The organism is Agrobacterium sp. 22-223-1, assembly GCF_053522385.1.
This window is the reverse complement of the sequence record NZ_JBNWCN010000001.1, coordinates 486,609-506,406: the sequence shown is the minus strand read 5'-3', so window position 1 is coordinate 506,406 and position 19,798 is coordinate 486,609. Positions and strand designations below refer to the sequence as shown.

Below are 19,798 nucleotides of genomic sequence, written 5' to 3'. Positions count from 1 at the left end.
GCGTCCTGCTCCTGCTGGGTTACGTAGGCTCCGTATGGTGCCCCCTTCGCAGGAATGCAAGCGAAAATGCGGCGTTTTCAGGCTGTTTTGCGGTAGTCTTCGCGGCGATCGGCGTAATCGGCAAGACGCTCTCTCAGGAACGCCAGTTCGCGTCGCAATTCCATCAGTTCCTCAGCTTCGGCCTGGGCATGGTCGAAGTTCCCGGCGAGGGCTTCGGCCAGAAGCGGTGGAAGTCCGGAAGAGGCCGGATCAGCACTCCTGACCGTGCGGTTGCCCATCAGGACCTGCCGCACGCGCTCGTCCAGCGGCATGTCGTCGTCGTCATTGACGGCCTCGCCGTAATAATCGGCAAAGCCGTCTTCTTCCGGCTCGATGTTGTCCTCTGCGGCAAGATCCTGCAGATCGTCGAACACCGCCGGCTCGATCGGTTCAAACTCGGAAATCTGAAGAGACTGGATCGGCGGCTCGACGGAGGACGGAAGTTGCGCGTCCTCTTCGATGCGCAATGCGCCCTCCTCTTCCTCGTCATGGCGACGGTAGCTCAGGAGATAAAGACTGCCCAGCAGGCCGATCAATGCACCGCCGCCCGCCAGCATGGCGGCCTGCGTCAGATCGCGGGTCAACTCGCCGGGTGCGGCCTTCTTCGCCAAACGGGTTTCGACTGCGGGCGTGGCGGATGCGGACAGGTCGCGGCGTTCGCTTGCCTCGAGATAGGCATTTCGCGCCGTTTCCAGTTCGCCCTGCAACCTGGAGAACTCGCCGGGGGCGACACCGAGTTCGCTCAGGCGGTCGAGGTATTTCTTGTGCTCGCCATTGGCGGTCGCGATCTCCTGAGAGATGCGCTTTTCATCCGCCCGCAGGCCTTCCAGCAATTGCCGCAATGCGGGGGCGGCAAGCGCCTGTGCGGCATCCACCGCATTCTGGGCGGCGATGCGGCGGGGGTGTTTCGGGCCGTAATCGACCGAAACCGCAGCAAGCGCCATGCTGGCGGTCGAATGCTTCTGCCTGATATCCTCAAGCGCCGAAAAACCCACGCCGGCCGGCAAAGGCTTCGCAAAGACATCATTGGGCTTCAGCGCCGAAGCCGCCGTCAGATCGGCCTGAATGGACAATTGCTGCCGGGTGGTTCGCGCCAGATTGTCGTTTACGTCGCGCAGCTGCTGTTCGAGTTGCTGCGCCTCGGCCATCACGGTGTCACCGTGGCGCATCTGGAAACCGTTCAGCGCCGCTTCCGCCTCATCGAGCCTTGTCCGCGCCCTCTCCGTCTCGCGCATGGCGGGCGTCATGGTGCCGGCCTTGCCATCCGCGATCACGCGCATCGAAAGATAATCGGTCAGCCGCATGGCGGTTTCCGGCGTTGCGGCCTTGCCGGTCACGATCAGCGTATTTTCATCCGGGGTCAGTTCCAGCCGGATCGCTTCACCCACCGCACCGTTCAGCGCCTCCCGCTCGGACAGCGGACGCGCATCCGCACCGGTCAGAAGGTCGAAAAGCAGGCCAAGCTCGCCCTGATTGCGAACGCCGACCATATCGGCGGACTTCAGCTTGAGATCGGCGGTTATGCGGTCGAGCCCGGAGGGTGAAAGCAGGGTACGACGCGCCATCGCGAGAAAACGCGCCGCGTCGGGAGCATCGTAAGCGGTCTGGGAGACCTCGATCCGGGCCTGCGAAACATAACCGCGAAAGCCCGAATCGACGAGCAGAAGCGGAAGGGCAGCCCCGGCAACGGTGGCGGCGGCGATGCAGCCGGACGTCAGGAGCCGCCGACAATGTCTGCGCCATTGCGATACGGGCGCAGCGACATCATCCTCGTCAGGGCGGATCGCCATCATGTCCGGATTGTCATCAACCATCTGAAGCCGTCTGCCGCCCTCGGTGCCGCCCGCAACGGGCGACTGTCAAAACCTTACGAGAGGTTAAAGGATCGTGGCAAACAAATGGTTAACGCAACGCCTGCGGGAACGGCCTCAACTCTTGCCGAGCGCGATGTGCCAGGGTTCGGCACAAAGGCTGTAAAGCCAGCTCATGTGAAGCTTACGGAAAATTTCCGGCATGCCGGCCACTTCCGACGACAGGACCTTGAACAGCGGGCCAACCGCGATGGTGACCCGTGCATTCTCACGGCTGACGGTGCGGTGCAGCCATGTCTCCTGGTTTTCCTTCAACATTCCCGCCAGCAGAACATCCACCTTAACGCCCGATGCATCGCGGTTCAGCATGACGAAATCGTGCCAGGGCGCGTGCGCCCGCAACCTGGCAAGAACCTCGCCGATCTGCGCCGCATCATCTCCCGCCACACCGATGCGCTTCGGCACGGCCATATAGGTGAGAAGCGCCATCACAAAGGCGACGCCATCGATGGGCGCAGGCAGAGGCTCACCATTATCGCTGCGCGCGGCGGCCCTCATTGCCTTGCCCTGCGGCAGAAGCAGGCAGCTTTCCAGAATCTGCCGGTAGGCGTTGTCCTTGAGCGAAAGCTTCGCCTTCTCGATGGTGAGAAAGGACAGCATCGTGTGCCCTTCACAGGCAGACGCCCTGCCGCTGACCAATTCCAGCGCCCCATTCCAGTCGAGACCACAGACGCGCAGTCCGTGGATATTCCGTTGCGATTCCGACCGCGCAAAACCTGACGCGAAACTCATTACCAACCCCCAAATGCCAAACCCATCGCCACCGATCCAATGCATGGCCTGCGGGATGGTGGTTCATGGGTTTGTTATACAGGTGCAGGTTGAATTTAGCTTGAAAGCAATCTCTAGAATGCCTGGGGATGCGGCAAGAGACAATTAACCAGAAGGATGCTCGCATCCCCTATCCGGCCGGCGCCCCTCGCCTCCTGATAGTCAGTGGCTTGGCGCCGCTTCTTTGCCGGCTTCGGCCTTCTCGCCCTCGACGAGCTTGACCGAACGGGGCGTGCCATTGCCGTTCTGCTCGCGGATGTCGGCTTTCGACAGATAATCGAGCTGTTCGATCAGCACGTCCTCGACCACCTCGTCATCGAGCCTCTTGTTCAGCCCCTCGCGGATGCGCTGCTTGAAGGCTTCGGGATCGAAGGTGGAAATATTGGCGATATTGACCATGGAAGAACCCGCGAGCAGCGTGAACAGTTCGTCAGTCATCAACTGCGTTGCCGGCAGCTCGATCTTCGCCATCTTGGTCTTGTCGACGCGCAGCGAAATACGGCTGAGGAAATAGCCGTTCACACCGCCATCATTGATGACGGGGATGGTGATGCTTTCGCCCTTGACCAGTTGCAGATTGGCCTTTTTTGCCCCCGCCTCATCCGGCGCGGGCGCCGTCGCCAACTGGACGGAGAAATACACCGCGCCGAGCGTGACGGCGCAAACCCAGACGCCGGTGAGAAGAAGCTTCAACATCAGGAGGCTGCGCCGTACATGAACTGTTCCTGCGAATAGGTGCCGTCCGTATCGGCTTCCTGGATCGCGTTCTTCAAGAGGTCCGCGACCGCGCGAACCGCATTCAGATGCGCCTCGACGCGGCTGGCATTGGTGGCGAGCTTGGACTTGATGCCCTTGACCTGCTCCATGTAACCGGCGGCGATTTCCTCGCGCGGCGTATCGCGGAACAGCATCGTCAGCTCATAGAGGCAACGGCTCTTGTGGGCGTTGGAGACCTTGAAGTCGAACTTGGGGTCCTTACCGATATTGTCGTTCTCGTTGTCGATGATCATCTCAAGGCGGCCGAGAACGGATTGGATACGGTGGTCGTTCGACATAAGGTCCATGCTTGTCTCCTCGTTTGGGTTTTTCATTCTCAAGCCTCGTCCGTTTTCTCATTGGAAACGCCGAGGACCTGCCGCTCGAACTCCGCCACCATCCGAATTGCAGCATTATTGTCTTTTTCATTCATCGATACGTCGGTAATGCCTTTGCTTTCAGCCTTCCGAAGCGCATCCTTGTAAGCCTGTTCCGCGATGCCGACGCCGCCATTTCTGGAAATCGTGTCGGCAAACTGTTCGGCCATCATGCTCTTCCATATCTCGCCGGCATTGCCCTTGCCGTAAACTTCCTCGCTGTCTTTCGGCAGCATGTTGGCCACGAAGGTCTGGAGCACCGAGGCTTCATATTTGCGGTATGTTTCCGGGATTTCGGTGCGGGCCGCGCGAATATTGGTGTCGCCGAGACCAGCCTTCGAGGAAGCGCCATCCAGCATCTCGACCGCGGCGCCAAAACCCTTGCCGGCATCGGCAAGGCTGGTTGCGGCAAAAGCCGCCTTGTTCGCCTTGAGTTTTTCCTGGGCGACCTGAACTTCCTGGGGGTCCGCAGCGCGAACCACATCCATCACCAGATCACTTATCACCGATATCGCCACGTCCAGATCTCCCGAGCTGACGAATGGGCGGCACAGAAAGCCGGCGCATCCGCTCAATCAAGAAACATCGCCGGAGACGTCCTCAAAAACGCCCGCGATGCAACAATGGGACAGACTATGGATCGCCAACCTTGCTGGAGGCTGGTGTGTGGGAAACATTCGTAATTTCTAACAAATCATAGATTGCATTATCGTCGGCCTCGCGGTCCTCAAGATCGCGCGCAAGGTGCATCCTGTCCTCCAGCCGGTCAGCCTTGGTCTTTTCCTTCAGGACCTTGTTTTCCTGAAATTGCTGAACGCCTTCAAGCTGGCGGTCCTGGACGACGAGACGGCCGTAGCGGTCCGAATAGTGCCGGGAAAATGTCTGATGTACCGGTTCCATGGAACTCATGGCCTCCAGCACGTTCTCCATGGATTGCGCAACTTCCGCCCGTGTGCGGGTGGTATCGGCCAGTTCCACCTCGGCCATTTTTTCCATGTGCCGCTGGACAGTTACCAGACGCTTGAGTTTGGCCGAGCGCTTGTCCGAAGCCATCGCATTTCCCCCGATCAAAAGCCGATGAAGACCGGGCCGAAACCATCCACGAATTGGCGGATGAGGGCCGCAATCGACAAATAGAGCATGAAAAGACCACCCGCGAGAACGAAGGGTGTCGAGATAAAGAAGACCGGAATCTGCGGCGCGAGCTTGTTGATGAGGCCGACCGCGACGTTGAACATCAGGCCGTAAATCACGAAGGGGCTGGCAAGACGCAGCATGATCGAAAAGGAGGCCCTGAGCGTGTCGGTCAGCGTAATCAGCATCTTCTGGCCGCTGATCAGCGCACCGACCGGCGTGGCGGTGTAGGAATCCACCAGCGCCTTGAGGACAATGTGGTGGAAATCGAATATGAACAGCACCAGCAGGCCGCCGAAGGTGATGAAGTTGGATATCTGGTTTTCCTGCACGTCTTCGATGACATCGGCACCGCCCGGCGCACTGAGACCGATGGAAGCGCCGATGAGCGCACCGGTGAACTGGAAACCGAGCGTGTAGAACCGGGCGATCAGGCCATACATCGAACCGATAACGACCTCGGTAAAGATGAGACCGACGACCGTGCCCTGGCTTGCACCGGAAACTTTCGGATAGATCGTGTCCCACAGCACGGGCAGAAGCGCCATGGACACAGCGACGCACAGAAGCATGCGAATCTGCGGCGAAATGCGCGAGCTTGAAAAGCCCGGCATGGTCATGAAGCATGCGCCGATACGGCAGATGGCAAGGAACAATGCAATGATTGTCCCCTGCGGGTCGGTTATCATGAAATGGCGCCCAGAATCTTGATCTCGAGACCCTTGGCCAGTTCCACATGCGAAAGAACCGGCAGGGTCGCAAAGAGTCGCTCGATAATCATGCGCACATAGGACCGCGTTTCCGGCGAGGTTACAAGGACAAAGGGCAGGCCGCGATCCATGAATTCACGGATAACTTTGGATGCCTGTTCGGAAAACTCCTCGAGATGGCGGGGATCGATGTCGAATTCGACGATTTCGCCCTTCTGGTCGCGCTTCAGCGCCTGATGGAAGACCATGTCCCACTTGTTGCCGAGGCGCAGGACGCGCAACACACCATTGTCAGCCAGATCGCCGCAGAGCTGCTGCGACATGCGCACCCGCACATGTTCGACGATCTGTTCCGTCTTGCGCACATGCGGCGCAAGTTCGGCAACCGCTTCGAGAATGAGATGCAGGTTGCGGATCGATACGCGTTCGGCAAGCAGCAGTTTCAGCACCGCCTGCAGGCCGGAATAGGACATGTGCGACGAGCAAATCTCGTCGGCCAGCTTCTTGTATTCGGGATCGAGCCTGTCGATGAGGATTTTGACGTCCTTGTAGGACAGGAGCTGCGGCAGGTTGTTGCGGATGACTTCGCTCAGATGCGTCAGCACCACGGAGACGTTGTCGATCGGATGGAAGCCTTCGCGCTTCAGATCCTCGGTGAAGGTTTCGAGAATCGAGACGGCGGGCATGCCGAAAGCGGGTTCGCGGATTTCGTCGCCGGGAATGCTCGGCTTGCGCCCTGCCCCGGTCACGACAAGAACGTCGCCGACGCGCAGGTTGCTGGATGCGATGGTCGTGCCGTGAACGCGGATCTGATAGGCCTTTTCCGGGATCATGATGTCGTCGGAAACCTTGATCTCCGGCACGACGAAACCGTATTGGGTCGCGAATTTCTTGCGCATCTTGCCGACCCGGAAGGCCAGTTCCTGATGCGCCCCGAGAAGGCGGGTCGAAACCTGCTTGCCGAGCGCCAGTTCGATCTCGGCCGTCTTCAGCACCTGCTTGACCGAATCCTTTTCCGCCTCGGTGGTCTGGAGAACCTTGTTCTCCTCTTCCTGACGCCGCAGCGCGCTTTCGGCCTCCGCCTGGCGGGGAATATACCAGCTGCCGAAGGCCATGATGCCGCCGAGGAAGATGAAGGGCAGGAAGGGAAGGCCCGGAATGATAGCGAGCAGTCCCATCAGCATGGCCGAAACCATCAGCGCGCGCGGATAGCCGCTGAGCTGGTTGACGACCGCCTGGTCCGTCGAACCGGCGGTGCCGCCGCGCGAGACCAGAAGGCCGGCGGCCAGCGATACGATCAGTGCCGGGATCTGCGAGACGATACCGTCACCGACCGAAAGCTTGACGAAAACGTCGGCCGCTTCGCCAATGGGCATGCCATGGCGGAAATAACCGATGATGATGCCGCCGAAAATATTGATCGCCGTAATGATGAGACCGGCAATGGCATCGCCGCGCACGAATTTCGAGGCACCGTCCATCGAACCGAAGAAGGAGCTTTCCTCTTCCAGCTCGCGGCGGCGGCGCTGCGCTTCCTTTTCGTCGATGATGCCGGCGGACAAATCCGCATCGATCGACATCTGCTTGCCGGGAATGGCGTCCAGGGTGAAGCGGGCGCCGACTTCGGCGATACGCGTCGCACCCTTGGTGATGACAATGAAGTTGACGGTGATCAGGATCAGGAAGACGATCAGACCGATCACGAAATCGCCGGACATGACGAGGCTGGAGAAGCCCGCAATCACGCCGCCCGCCGCCGTCGGCCCTTCATTGCCGTGGGAGAGAATAACGCGCGTCGTCGCGATGTTCAGCGACAGGCGAATCATCGTCGCGATCAGCAGCACGGTCGGGAAGGACGAGAAATCCAGCGGTCGCTGAATCCAGAGCGCAACCATGAGGATGAGGACCGAAAGCGCAATCGAAAAGGCCAGACCGATATCCACCAGCATGACCGGAATTGGCAGGAAGAGAACGCAGAGGATCGCCACGATGCCCAGTGCGAAACCGATGTCACGCGTGCTCGGACTGACCTTGGGCAAGGAGATGACTGGTGGTTGCGCCATAAATTCGTCCTGTCTCTTCATGAGAAGGGCGACGGAAAAGTCGCCGCACGGTTCCACGGCACCGGTTTTCGAAAAGCGCACGCAATTCGTCCCGATGCTTTCCGCCTATCCCTAGCGGCTGAAGCTTGCGCGAAGGTGGCATCCGCAGCGGACGGCGTCAGAAGCCGGACTGGATGCGGGAAAAGACGAGATTGGAAAAGAGCGATATCTGCGCGCCCACGAAGGGGGCGGCAACGCCGAGCACGAGCATGATCGTGACGATCTTGGGAACGAAGGTCAGTGTCATTTCCTGAACCTGGGTCAGGGCCTGAATGAAGGCGATGACGACACCGACGATCATGGCGGCGAGAACCGCGGGACCGGCCGCGACGAGAACCGTCCAGACAGCCGCCTGCATGATGTCAAGCGCATCGGCCTCGTTCATCGTCGCATCCTCAATCCGGAAAGGCGGCGTCATGCCGCCTCTTCAATGTCAGGAACCGGTCGCGCTATCCGAATCGGTTCCGCTATCAGATGTACTCGTAATCGGGCCGTTGGAGAAGGTCACGCCGGCCTGCAGCAGCACCTTGTCACCAGCTTCGGTGATGGCGACAACGCCGTCCGAATAGACCTCGACTTCCTTCACCACGCCGGTGACGGTGTCGTCGGCGCTCTTGACCGTCTTTCCGACCAGATCGGAGGCGCGCGTCAGGGCTTCCGCCTGCAGCATGCTCTTCAGATGGGTGTTGGTCTTGATGGTCTGCTCGACCTGCGAGAAGCTTGCGAGCTGCGACATCTGCTCGCCGGCATCCATCGGACTGGTCGGATCCTGGTTCTTCATCTGGGCGATGAGGAGCTTCAGGAAGCTGTCGTAGTTCAGCGACGCCGCGCTGCTGTCGGAGCTGCTCGCCCCGGCATTGGCCCAGGGATTTGACGCTGCCGAAGTGACTGCATCTACCGCCATGGTGCGATCTCCTTGCGAATCTGTTCGATCGTTGCGGGGGTCATTTCCTGATTGTTGAGGATTTTTTCCTCGATCGGGTAGAGACCGCGAATGGCCTTCAGCGCTTCGAAAGCCTTGCCCGAGGCAACCAGCCCGTCGATCCGCTTGAGTTCCGCCAGAACCTCGTCATGCTGGAAGCAGTTCAGCAGCATGCTGACCGACTTGCGGAACATGTTGGTGGACTGTTCGCGCCCTTCCGGGTTGATGAGGATCATCTGCGCGATGAAATAAAGCTGTCTGAGCGGCGTCGTCGCCTGATCGGGCTGCAGAACGTGGTTTTCAAGCAGGAACGTGACATCGTTCAGGAATTCGAGCGCCACCTTGCGATCCACACGCAGAACCGCGCCGTTGATAAAAATCTTTTCGCCCGATTTCAGCGAAATCCGAAGTGTACTTTTCATTTCAGTCCATCCCTGATGATGGTTGTCACGTCAATTATGCCCTGGAAATTCGTCGACTGACGTTTCCGGATCAGTTCGCACTCTTTCAATATCCAGATCGCGATGGAAATCAGATTCGCCCTGAGCTCCATGGCAAGCTGGTTGTCGGGTTGCTTGAGATCCTCAATGAAGCGGATCCAGACCCGTCGAGTGTAAAAAAGCGCTTCGATCGTGTGGCGCTGCGAAGAGGAATCCCTTGCTTCCACCAGAAGGTCGATCGATTTTGTCAACGCCTGCCGCTCGCGATCCTTCGCGTTGGCGACACCATCCTCCATGATTTCGGCGTAGGAAAACTGGTACATTCATGTATCCTTTATCTGCCGCCACCCCTGTTCATCAGAGGTAGTTCACCAGACTCATTTTTTGCAGACGCGACGTGAGGCTGTATGCGATTTCAATCTGCTGCTGCAGCAGATCGAGGCGGGTCTTCGCCTCGTAGGTATCGATCCCCTCAATATCCAGCAGATGCGTTTCGATGATCTTCTTCTGGGCTGCCAGCGAATCATTGGCCTTCGAAACGCGGCTTTCGGAAAGGCCGAGCTGGCTTTGCTGCTGGTTCAGGCCACTGATGGCGGTGCCGATATTGGTCACCGACTTGGTCGCCACCATTTCGCGAACGCCGCTATCCACCTTTTCGTCGAGGAAGGTCATCGCCGTCATCGCCGTCAGTGCAAAATAACGCATGCCCTGTGAATTGCTGTTGCTGGAGGTTTCCACGACCTCATTCTGGCTGATGCGGCTCGTCATGTTGGTGTCGCTCGCCTTGGAGCCGAAAGTCGTCCAGAAATCGTAGTTCTGGCCGGCCGTCAGGCTGCTATGGGGCGGGTTCGTTACCGTCGTGGTGCCGTTGAAGACACCTTCGATATGGGTCATGAAGGCTTCGGCCTGGGTCTTGGACAGGCCGGTGATGTCACCAACCGCCGGCGTCTGCGCCGCCATGAATGCGTTCAGCTCGGTCTCATAGGCTTCCTTCAGGGTAGACCCTTCAGCGAAATAGTCATCGACGGGCTTCACATCCGTATTGATGCCGGAGAACAGAAACTCGCCATTGACCGCCGTATTGGCGAAGCTGGTGAAATTGTTGAAGGCATTCGAGATGGTTTTGGCCACCGTCGTCAGCGTCGGCGCTTCGCTGCTGGTATTGGGGACAAGAACCTTCTGAATTTCCTGTGCGGCCTGCGCCATGCCGTCCAGCGCCGTCTGCGAGGATTTGAGACGTTGCGTTGCAATCGAATTGACGCTGACCAACGAGGTAATGCGGTCGATATCGCGATTGAGATCGAGGCTGCGGGCGGTGTTGGCGCCCAGCGTCACGCCGAGATCGGCATGCTTGCCCGTCGTCAGCTCGGTATTGAGATTGGTCATCTCGAGCTGAGCCTTGAGGATGGTGCTGCGCATGCTGTTCTGCATCGCCAGCGATGAAATGAATGACGTTTTCATCGTTTACCTCACCATGTCCATCAGGGACTTGAGCATTTCGTCAACGGTCGTCACCAGTTTGGTCGCGGCCTTGTAGGATTGCTCGATATCCATGAGCAGCGACAGTTCCTCGTCCAGGCTGACCGCCGTATTGTTCGAATAGGACGTGGCGGAGCGCTCATAAAGCGCGCTTTTCGCTTCGTTCGCAGAAGTCGCGCCGGAACGTTCCTGTTCGAGCCACCCCATCGAGTTGGTGCCGTATTTCAGGATGCTGGTATTCGTATCGATACGTGTCGACGCGGCAAAATTCATGGGCGCGTCAAAAGCAGTAACATAGCTGCGGATCAGCTCGGAGAAACCGGTTCCCCCCGACGCTGCGGTATTGATCACGTAATCGGTACCGTTGATACCGCCGTCACGCAACAATTCCGGATTGCCACCTTTGGAGATAATTAACGCCGGGTTGACGGTAATGCTGGCAGCGAGCCCGGGAGAGACAATCCCGTCTGCCGGAATGGTCGTCGCCGCCGGCGAGCCGTAGGTGAAGAGACCCGGCATATCCGGCAGGCCGCTGGTCGCGTCGGCCGGCTTTTCCGCAAACATGGTGATGAGGCCGCGGGCGATTTCGTCGAGCTGGCTCTGCATCGTCGGCGCCAGATCGTCACGAACCTGCATCAGGCCCTGAAGCGACCCCTCAGACGTCGTGTTGCTGCCGCTTCCTGCCTTCAGCGCTACGCCATCGACATAGATTGCGTTGCCCGTGGTCGTCGCATCAAAGCCCGGCTGCGTCTTGAAGGTGACGCTGCGCGGCACGACTTCGAACAGCGTCGCGCCATCCGTCGTATAAAGCGCCACATCGTTGTTGGGACGATTGACGACATTGATGCCGATGATGGAGGAAATATCCTTCAGAAGCGTCTCGCGCTGATCGAGAGCGTCGCTTGGATCGCCGCCGATCGCCGTCTGCGCCTTGACCTCGTTATTGGCTTCCTCGAACTTCGCAAGCAGCCCGTTCAGCTTGTCGACCTGAAGGGCGATTTCCTTGTCGGCGCGCAGACGCATCGCCTGCAATTCACTCGAGGCCTTGTTCAGGGAACTGGCGACATCGGTAGCCGAGGTGACGGCCGTTGCGGCCAGAGCGGCATCGCTCGGCTTGGCGGCGTAAGCGTCCAGGCTCTTCAGCAGTTCCTTCATATAGGTGGCCGGCGAACTCTCATAATCGTTGCCGCCGAAAATGCTCTTCATTTCCTCAAGACCGGTCAGAACCGTGCTCTGGCCGGAAGCAAGGGAAGAGCTGGAAATCGTCTGCCTGAGAAGACTTTCATTCTGGGCACGGCCGTTGGAGACGATACTCGCTCCAGCCATGGTCGTGCCGAGAATGGCGGTTCGCTTGACGTAGTTAGCATTGCCGACATTGGCAATGTTCTTGGAGGTAACGTCCGTCTGCTTACCTGTATTATTGAAAATCGACTGCGCAGTATTCATTGCTGACGTGAGCGACATTCATCTGTCCTCGTGAGAAGTATTATCTCTTCAGATTGATCAGGACGTCCATCAAATCCGATCCAGTCTGGAAGACTTTCGAATTCGCTGTGTAGATACGCTGGGATTCAATCATGTCGGTGAGTTCGCTGGCGATATCGACGTTCGAGCCTTCCAGCGCACCCTTCTGGATGTAACCGAAGCTGCCGGTCTGCGCGAAGCCGATGGTGACGACACCCGACTCGTTGCTCGGCAGATAGACGTTACCGTTCTGCGGGCTGAGATTGTCGACGCTCGGCACCGTGGCCAACGCCAGCTGGTAAATATTGCGGCGACCGCCATCCTGATAGACCGCCGTCACCAGGCCATCCTTGCCGATTTCGACATCCTTGATCTGGCTTGGGCCGTTACCGTTCAGAACAGCGGTGCCAGGCGTGAACTTCGAGGAGAACTGCGTCATCTGCGACAGGTCGATCTCGATCGCCTGCGCCACGCCGCTGTTGCTGTCGTTAATCGTGATCGAGCTATCCGATCCGCTGGTGAGCTTGTTGGTGGCGGGATCGAAGGTCAGGGTGACCGTTTCCTTGACGAGCGTAGCCGGCGCGGTTGCCGTATAGGGGAAGCCGCCATCCGTCGACTGATCCTGACGATAAACCGACACTTCCCACTGCGGATTGCCGGACGCATCGTTGTCAATGCGCGTGTAATAGAAGTCGTAAAGAACCTTGGCACCGCCGCTGTCGAACGCCGTGAGCGACGTCTTGCTGCCAACCGTCGACGTTGCGAGGTTGTCACTCGGGCGCGATCCCGCAGCAACGATTGCCTCATCACGGTTGAGGTTGGCCGGGAAGCTGCCCTGCGTGGAGGGAGACGCCGTCAGACCGAAGTCATTGATATTGATGGCCTCGAGGCCGGTAAAGCCGTTGACGACCGCAGCCGGCGGGTTGGCGCCGTAAGGGTAACCCATCAGCATGAAGCCTGCCGCATTCTCCAGATAACCTTCCGAATTCTTCTGGAAGGAGCCGGCGCGGGTGAGGTAGGGCGTGCCTGCGCCGTCCTGAACCACGAAGAAGCCGTTGCCCTGAATGGCAAGGTCGGTGCTCGAGGTGGTGTAGGAGAGGTTGCCCTGCTCCGAAATGCTGTAGCGAACGTTGGACTGTACGCCGCCGGACGCATAGCTGCCCGACGAGGAGGGCAGAACGAGCGAGGAGAACGACGTCGATGCGCGCTTGTAGCCGGTGGTGCTTGCGTTGGCGATGTTGTCGCCCACGGTCCCCAGCTTGTTCGCCTGTGCATTCATGCCGGACACACCGGTTCGCATAGTGCCGAAAATACTCATTCAAAAACCCTCGTGGTCATCTTTCAGGGAGAAGGTAAAGCGTTTGGCTTGCGTGAAGCTGTCGGAAATACCGCGTTTGAAAAAGACCACGCGGGTCAATGAAAATCATTGCCAATCAATGCTGTAGCCGAGGAAACGTTTGGAATCGACCGGATCGTAGCCAAGCTTCTTGCGCAGCTTCTTGCGCAGCTTGCTGATGTGGCTTTCAACGACGTTTTCTTCGACGTCGTCATCGAAGATGCCGTAGATGGCATTGAAAATCTGCGCCTTGGAAACGCGGCGTCCGCGATTGGCGATCAAATATTCGAGGATGCGGCGCTCACGGCGCGGCAGGGGGAACACTTCACCACCCACTTCCGGGTCGCGGCCATCGGAGAAAACCCGGATCGGTCCAGCATCGGTGAAGTTCGAGATAACCTGCAATCGGCGACGGATCGCCGCCGCACGTGCAAGGATTTCACGGGGGTGTACCGGCTTGCGCACGACGTCGTCGACGCCGCTGTCAAAAAGCGCCAGCGTCGATTCCAGCGAGGGCTGGTCGCTGACCGCGATCACCGGGGCCGTCGTGCGATCCCTGATCGCCTTCGGCAAAGAAAAGCTCCGGTCGCCCTGGCCGATCAGGAAGGCTTCCACAGCCGCAAGATCGCTTTCCGCCGCCGTCGAGACCCACTCACCGAATTCGACCGGATCGAACCCGGTCGAGGGAATGCCCTCACGCCCAAATAGAGATGTATAGCCGTCTTTAACGAGCTCGCGCTCATCAACCACTACGATCATTCGTCCGCCTCCGAATCAGTGTGGTGTTTTCCAATGTGGCATTGGTACGAATCGGGCGATTCAGGGACAACTGTAGGAAATCATCGATAGATATTAATAATTGATTAACCATTTTGTGCCGATTTGATCTATATATAGTGGGTATTAACCATATATGGCACAAAATTTTTGTGTAGAAATTTCAAAATTCCGAAAAAACCGCTTGAAATGCCTTTTTTCGATCAATCTATCGCCACATTTCAAAATACGAGTCCTGCGGCGCCTGAAAGCAATTTCAGGTTGTCAACCGTCGCAGAAATTTTTCGCGTTGGCGGTCCATTTCCCGTAGCCCGTCGCCACCAGATTGGCGATGACACGGCAGACATATTTCTTCTGCGCCGGGTCATTGTTGGGGCCGGCATGATAGCGGGCGACCGCCATGGTCCAAGTTTCATGCCTGTTGTGAAGGTTGCGCAGAAACATGGCGGCATATTCCACATTGCGGCGCGGATCGAACATTTCCCGCGCGGATGCGAAGTTTTCGCCATGGAAATAATGATTTATCTGCATGCATCCGAGGTCGATCAGCTTGGCGCCGTTGCGCTTCGCCGCGTCAAAAGTGGTCAAAGCCTCCTCCGTGGAGGAGGCAAATACCGGTTTTCCCTCGATATTCATGGCGTTGGGGTCGAGACGCCCCTTGCGGCCCGTTTCGGTCAGCCCCACCGAATAGAGAATTCCCTCCGGCACGCCATATTTGCGTGCCGCCGACTGGATCTCTCTTTCACAGACACCTGACGTTGCCGAAGCGGACGCATTCTCAGAGGTAGACGCCATTGTCAGCAGAAGAGCGGGCAGAGCCAGAAACGCCATCCATGCCTTCATTATGCACCCCCAAATTATCGCCATTGCCTTGCCGGCCGCCCCGTGCTCCGGACTCGTCACGGTTGCGCCCGGCGGCGGCCTGCTGACCCTGCTGCTGCGCCTGCTGATTTTGCTGATTGTTGCCTTGTGTGCCCGTTTGGTCACTCTTGTCGGAAGAAGCGATGCTGATGGTGATGTTATCGACCGTCAGACCCTGCGCCTTGAGACCATCGAGGATGCTCTTGCTGTCTTCCTGGAGCTTTTTATAGGCCGCAACACTCTCCACCGTCATGTGAACGGCAAGCTCGTCACCGGCAAGACGCAGCGACATTGTCACCGATCCAAGCTCAATCGGCGTCATGTGCAGCTTCAGCGTATGGACGACCTTGCCGGTGCTGCTCTGGGCCGCCGCATTGGAGAGCGACGAACCGGGCTGCATGGCGCTCACCCATTCCGGATCGTTGACGATCAGGCCGGTCAGGGCCGAAGCGTTGGTCGAGGGCGCCAGGCCGATGAACCGCCGCGAATCGAGAACCGTTATGGTGTCGGCCGCCTTGCCGGTGCTTTCGCGTGCATCGAACTCGACACGGCCTTCACGCTGAACGGTGCTCATATCCAGAGCCCGCGCCGCGCCTGAGCGCGGAGACGAAAAACGGAATGCCGAGGCATCCCCCTCGTTTTCCGAAGCCGAGCCCGCCTCATTACCGGCTGGTGCGATCCCTGTCGGCATGTCCTTATCCGAATGCTCGACCTTGCCCCGGACAGGTTCAGGACGGTCTGATTTCACCGGGTCGGCCTTGCCGGCAATCGCCTGTGCAATTTCCTCAAGCGGTGTCTTGGCCGTCGCCATATCGGCGGCATTGGCCGTCACCAGCTGCAGTTCCGCCAGCTTCGGATCGATCGTATCGTCCGTCACCTCGGCGTCCTTGTCGGCGTCGTCCTTGAGCTTTTTGCCGGTCTTGCCGTTTTCCGGCGTGGTGCGGGCCGTTTTCACGGCGCTCTGAAACTCGGCCACCGTCTCCTGGGCACGACCTTCGCCGGCATGCTCGTTGACGATCACATTGAGAAATGTTGCGGGCCGCTTGACCGGGACATCCATCTTTTCCGCCTCGCCATCGGGCTGCGCCTGCTGTTCTTCAGCCGGGTTCTCGTCCTGCTGATGCCGCGAATGCAGCGCCTGCGGCGGGCGCTCGTCCCGAACCGTGGAAAGGGCATCGCCGAAACTGCCGCCCTTGGCGTCGTCCCTGGCATTGGCGCTGCCGGCGCGCGGATCGGATGGCGGCGCATTCACTATCGCGTTGATGGTTGCGTCGATCATGGTGCCCCCTCGCCTTTCTTCAACAGGCTGTCGATTTCATCGAGCTTGCTGCGACCGCTCGTCACGAGTTGCCGCACGTTGTCGCCCTCATCGTCAGCCTTCTGGGTTTCGACCCGCCATATGCTCCTTGCATCGGCAGCGTTCGCTTCGTGTTCGGGCGCATTCCGCCCGGTGTCCTTCGTGGCCGCAGTGTCGGCCTCGACACCGGACTGCGGGGAAGGAGGACGAACCACCTGCTCGGCAATCGCCCTTGCCGCCTCCCGCAAGGCCCTGTCCCGATCCGAAAGCTGCGCTTCGGGAATCTGCCCTATTGTTTCGATCGCGCTCACCACATCGGGCGTGCCGATGTTGGAAAGGCTTTCATAGAGATTTGCCTGTACTTCCGGCTCACCCGGCAGCGCAGGAGACAGCGCCTTCGCCTTCAAAGCCGCCATGCGCGCCAGCGAATCCTTGCCGCTGATCGCCGCGAGGCGGGAAAGCCGCAGATAGGCTTCCTTCTGCCTCTCGGTATCCATCATGGCGAAGGTTTCCTGTATCGCCTCCTCCCCGATGGAATCGGCGCGCTTGACCACCAGCGAGACCAGAAGGTCCGCAAACTGGCTGGCATAGGGCGAATGCAGGAACCGCCGCGCATAACGCTGCGCATAATCGACGCCGCGTGCCGCATCGCCATCCTCGACCGCGATGGCGAGCGAACGGCGCAATGCCGCCTCCTCGACGATGGTGCCCGGCGCTTCGAGCCGGGCGATATCGTAAAAACCAAGCGCCGCCAGCGGATCGCGCGGGATCGTCACATTGCCGCCGATCAGCGCAAGATATGCGCCAATCCGCTTGCCGCGATATTCCGGCACCATGGCCGCAATGCTCTGCGCGACCAGCGTTCCCTTGCCGGAGAGGTATTTGCGCAGGATATCGGCAACGCGGCTGTCGAAATTGCCATCCACATCGCGCGCGACCAGCAATTCCAGCGTGGCCGGATTGCCGCCGCTCATCGCATAGATAAGCGCCGCATCGACATTGCGCGGATCCTTGAAGATCGCCGAAGGCGCGCTCTTCAGCCTCTCGTCGATGGTCTGGAGTAGAAATCGCTGCATTTCCGAGGCGGAATGGTCGCCCATGGCGACCGAATCCTGCACGAATTGCAGGGAGCGCAGCATGGCATAGGGCATGAGATTGTCTTGCGACTGCGAAAATGCCCTGCCCGGCTCGGAGCCGAGACCGCAAAGCGTCGCCACAAGAAGAAGCCAGCGTTTCGAGGTCTTCGTCACACTCACCCCCGATCGGCCTCAAGCAGAATTTCGATGCGGCGGTTGGCGTCCGCCAGAGGGTCCGCCGGCACCTGCAATCTGCGGTCCGCAAAACCCGAGACCTGCTTTACCCGCTCTTCCGACAGGCCGCCGCGCACCAGCATGTAATAGGCGCTGTGAGCGCGATCCATGGAAAGCCGCCAGTTGTCATTGGCCTCGCCCTTGAACTGCCGTCCGTCGGTATGGCCGCGTATCACCACGCTACCACCGCGCTCCTGAAGCAGTTTGCCGATTTTTTCCATGGCCAGAACCATTTCACGCCGGGGAACGGCCGATCCGATGTTGAACATCGGCGTTTCCGTCTGGTCGGAAATGGTGAGCAGCAATCCGCCTTCGGCCGGCGTCACCACCAGACCTTCGGAAAGCTTGCCGGTAATGCCCGATATCTGCTTCTCGATCTCCTCGCGCAGCGTGTCGGCCTTTTCCCAATCGGCGTCGCTGGCCTTTTGCTGCGCATCGCTCGCCTGGCGCGGCTCGTCCGGCTTTGGCTGTGCGAGCGCTGCCTGCTCAGCGGCATCCGGACGCTGCTGCGGCACAACGGCGGCGACTTCCATCGGTTTGCCGTCTTCCGCCTTGTCGGCCGGTGTCTCGGACGACTTGAGCGCGACCGCCTGAGCGTTTTCGGCCGCATCCTCCTGCTTGCTCTCGGCGACTTGCTGCTGTTCAACCGGTTTCTGCGGCTGATCGGCGCGGGTGATTTTCACCTGCTGGGTCCAGAAATCGGGATCGAACGGATCGCGATAGGCTTCACCGCCGCTTGCGCCCGTCGCCGGGCCGGAATCGGCGGCGCCGCCCTCGCCCTTGGCGCTGACATTGGCCTGCTGGCCCACCTGCTGGGCGATTTCCGCCAGCACGGAATAGGGATTTTCGAAAAAGTCCGCTTCGGAGAAGTTCGACTGTTCACCGGTCTGCGAGGTCAGGTCTTCGCCTGTCGCCGCGGCCGAGCCTTTGGTGACCTTTTCCGCCTGGATGTTGGACTGGTCCTTCTTCTGGACGCCCTCTTCCTTGTCCACCGGCTTTTCCAGCCCCTTGGACGAGGGTTTCTCATCGGACAGCTTGATCGGGTTGAAATAGCTGGCGACCGAGGCCTTGGTTTCCTCATTGGCGGCATTGACCAGCCACATGACGAGGAAGAACGCCATCATCGCCGTCATGAAGTCGGCATAGGCGATTTTCCACGCACCGCCATGGGCGCCGTCATGACCGCCCTTGTGGCGCTTGACGATGATGATCTCGTTTTTACCGTGGTGGTGATTTTCGCCTTCACTCATTTCATCACCTTGCGAAGACTGGACGCCCAGGCGGACATGCGCGTCACGAACACGCTTTCACCCAACTCGACGGAAAGATCGATATCGGTGGTCTCGGTAAATTTCATCGTTTCTTCTTCAAAGCCCGGCTGCGTCTTCAGCCGCTCGAACAAATCTTTCGGGCCTTTCACGACAAGCGTGACCCCTTCGCCATCCGGCATGGCGCTACGCACCACATCCGCCAGCGCCGAGACCGCCTTGAGCGACAGCTTTTCCGTCAGGAGCGGAGCAAGGATATTGGCGGTCTGTTCGCTGAGATTGGCCGCAATCGCGTCGATACCCTCGCGCAGACCATGGGACAGGGAAGCCGCGATTTCTTCGAGGTGCCCCGAACGCAGGGTCTCCAGCTCGGCCGCATGGGCAGCGATCAGCTCTTCCCGCTCCGCCTGCATCTTCTCGGTGATCTCGCGGGTAGCATCTTCGCGGCCGCGGTCATAGGCCGCCTGTTTCTCGCTCTCCACATCGACGGGAGCAAATTCGTCGAAACCGGAAGCGCCATCGGCAAAACCGGACAGGAAATCTGTATCGGCCAACGGGTCGCCGAAGGCCTGCGCCGCCGGTTGCGGTTGCGCTTCACCGAAGTCCTTGAGAAACCGTGCAATGGACGCGCTCATGCCTGCCCCCGGCAAAACAGGAGAAAGGGGCCAGACATGTTTCGTTGCCCGCGCGAATCGCAAAAGCCTCGCCGCATTTCCGGACGGAAAACCGGGGTCCACTTTTCCTGGAAATGCTCTAAGCCGTTTGGCGGCACCACCGTCATCCTTGCTACCCTGCCCGTCTCTTCCACGTTTCCCGGCCGGATCACGCCATGCGATCCGCCCCATATTGACCCGACGTTAGGTGTTCAAACTTGTGCGAGGATG

21 protein-coding genes are annotated in these 19,798 nt (G+C 59.2%); all 21 read right to left on the bottom strand.

All coding sequences use genetic code 11. The features are described from left to right. Positions 1–77 precede the first annotated feature (77 nt). Entirely contained in the window at positions 78–1,853 is a 1,776-nt protein-coding gene (locus ACQZ60_RS02550) for a hypothetical protein (RefSeq protein ID WP_448734693.1), read from the bottom strand. Between the two features lie 114 nt (positions 1,854–1,967). Continuing rightward, positions 1,968–2,642 (bottom strand): WecB/TagA/CpsF family glycosyltransferase, encoded by a 675-nt coding sequence (locus tag ACQZ60_RS02545; protein WP_448734692.1) that lies wholly within the window; start codon positions 2,640–2,642, stop codon positions 1,968–1,970. A 201-nt stretch (positions 2,643–2,843) separates the two neighbouring features. After that, the gene (locus tag ACQZ60_RS02540) at positions 2,844–3,377 is read right to left on the bottom strand and encodes a flagellar basal body-associated FliL family protein (RefSeq protein WP_004432561.1); all 534 of its coding nucleotides are present in this window, start codon (positions 3,375–3,377) and stop codon (positions 2,844–2,846) included. Next, entirely contained in the window at positions 3,377–3,745 is a 369-nt protein-coding gene (locus tag ACQZ60_RS02535; protein WP_004432559.1) for a hypothetical protein, read from the bottom strand. The genes ACQZ60_RS02540 and ACQZ60_RS02535 overlap by 1 nt, the downstream gene beginning before the upstream one ends. Positions 3,746–3,774: 29 nt before the next feature. Further along, positions 3,775–4,332 (bottom strand): rod-binding protein, encoded by a 558-nt coding sequence (locus ACQZ60_RS02530; RefSeq protein ID WP_035236043.1) that lies wholly within the window; start codon positions 4,330–4,332, stop codon positions 3,775–3,777. Positions 4,333–4,447: 115 nt separating this feature from the next. After that, the gene (locus ACQZ60_RS02525) at positions 4,448–4,867 is read right to left on the bottom strand and encodes a hypothetical protein (protein WP_004432556.1); all 420 of its coding nucleotides are present in this window, start codon (positions 4,865–4,867) and stop codon (positions 4,448–4,450) included. Between the two features lie 14 nt (positions 4,868–4,881). After that, positions 4,882–5,637 carry a flagellar biosynthetic protein FliR gene (gene fliR, locus ACQZ60_RS02520; protein WP_004432553.1) on the bottom strand — a complete coding sequence of 252 codons (756 nt, stop codon included), beginning with the start codon at positions 5,635–5,637 and terminating at the stop codon, positions 4,882–4,884. After that, complete coding sequence (gene flhA, locus ACQZ60_RS02515) at positions 5,634–7,721, bottom strand: flagellar biosynthesis protein FlhA (RefSeq protein WP_004432552.1); 2,088 nt, start codon at positions 7,719–7,721, stop codon at positions 5,634–5,636. Before flhA ends, fliR begins: the two co-directional genes overlap by 4 nt. Positions 7,722–7,878: 157 nt before the next feature. Continuing rightward, positions 7,879–8,145, bottom strand: a complete 267-nt coding sequence (gene fliQ / locus ACQZ60_RS02510) for a flagellar biosynthesis protein FliQ (RefSeq protein WP_003503352.1) — start codon at positions 8,143–8,145, stop codon at positions 7,879–7,881. 48 nt (positions 8,146–8,193) lie between these two features. Next, positions 8,194–8,664, bottom strand: a complete 471-nt coding sequence (flgD, locus tag ACQZ60_RS02505; RefSeq protein WP_020812913.1) for a flagellar hook assembly protein FlgD — start codon at positions 8,662–8,664, stop codon at positions 8,194–8,196. Continuing rightward, complete coding sequence (flbT, locus tag ACQZ60_RS02500) at positions 8,655–9,104, bottom strand: flagellar biosynthesis repressor FlbT (RefSeq protein WP_004432543.1); 450 nt, start codon at positions 9,102–9,104, stop codon at positions 8,655–8,657. Before flbT ends, flgD begins: the two co-directional genes overlap by 10 nt. Beyond that, positions 9,101–9,445, bottom strand: a complete 345-nt coding sequence (gene flaF, locus ACQZ60_RS02495) for a flagellar biosynthesis regulator FlaF (RefSeq protein WP_004432537.1) — start codon at positions 9,443–9,445, stop codon at positions 9,101–9,103. Before flaF ends, flbT begins: the two co-directional genes overlap by 4 nt. A 34-nt stretch (positions 9,446–9,479) precedes the next feature. After that, positions 9,480–10,583 carry a flagellar hook-associated family protein gene (locus tag ACQZ60_RS02490; protein ID WP_004432535.1) on the bottom strand — a complete coding sequence of 368 codons (1,104 nt, stop codon included), beginning with the start codon at positions 10,581–10,583 and terminating at the stop codon, positions 9,480–9,482. A gap of 3 nt (positions 10,584–10,586) precedes the next feature. Next, positions 10,587–12,065: a flagellar hook-associated protein FlgK gene (flgK, locus tag ACQZ60_RS02485; protein ID WP_035263921.1), complete on the bottom strand. Its 1,479-nt coding sequence runs from the start codon at positions 12,063–12,065 to the stop codon at positions 10,587–10,589. 22 nt (positions 12,066–12,087) lie between these two features. Next, the gene (locus tag ACQZ60_RS02480) at positions 12,088–13,383 is read right to left on the bottom strand and encodes a flagellar hook protein FlgE (protein WP_035263923.1); all 1,296 of its coding nucleotides are present in this window, start codon (positions 13,381–13,383) and stop codon (positions 12,088–12,090) included. 105 nt (positions 13,384–13,488) lie between these two features. Next, the gene (locus ACQZ60_RS02475) at positions 13,489–14,160 is read right to left on the bottom strand and encodes a response regulator transcription factor (protein WP_004432529.1); all 672 of its coding nucleotides are present in this window, start codon (positions 14,158–14,160) and stop codon (positions 13,489–13,491) included. A 282-nt stretch (positions 14,161–14,442) separates the two neighbouring features. Next, positions 14,443–15,009 (bottom strand): lytic transglycosylase domain-containing protein, encoded by a 567-nt coding sequence (locus ACQZ60_RS02470; protein WP_031234122.1) that lies wholly within the window; start codon positions 15,007–15,009, stop codon positions 14,443–14,445. Continuing rightward, positions 14,957–16,318 (bottom strand): flagellar hook-length control protein FliK, encoded by a 1,362-nt coding sequence (fliK, locus tag ACQZ60_RS02465; protein ID WP_020811496.1) that lies wholly within the window; start codon positions 16,316–16,318, stop codon positions 14,957–14,959. Before fliK ends, ACQZ60_RS02470 begins: the two co-directional genes overlap by 53 nt. Continuing rightward, positions 16,315–17,592 carry a chemotaxis protein MotC gene (gene motC / locus ACQZ60_RS02460; protein WP_020811497.1) on the bottom strand — a complete coding sequence of 426 codons (1,278 nt, stop codon included), beginning with the start codon at positions 17,590–17,592 and terminating at the stop codon, positions 16,315–16,317. The genes fliK and motC overlap by 4 nt, the downstream gene beginning before the upstream one ends. Further along, complete coding sequence (locus tag ACQZ60_RS02455; protein ID WP_035263925.1) at positions 17,589–18,896, bottom strand: MotB family protein; 1,308 nt, start codon at positions 18,894–18,896, stop codon at positions 17,589–17,591. Before ACQZ60_RS02455 ends, motC begins: the two co-directional genes overlap by 4 nt. Further along, complete coding sequence (locus tag ACQZ60_RS02450) at positions 18,893–19,549, bottom strand: hypothetical protein (protein WP_035263927.1); 657 nt, start codon at positions 19,547–19,549, stop codon at positions 18,893–18,895. The genes ACQZ60_RS02455 and ACQZ60_RS02450 overlap by 4 nt, the downstream gene beginning before the upstream one ends. Positions 19,550–19,798: the final 249 nt, after the last annotated feature.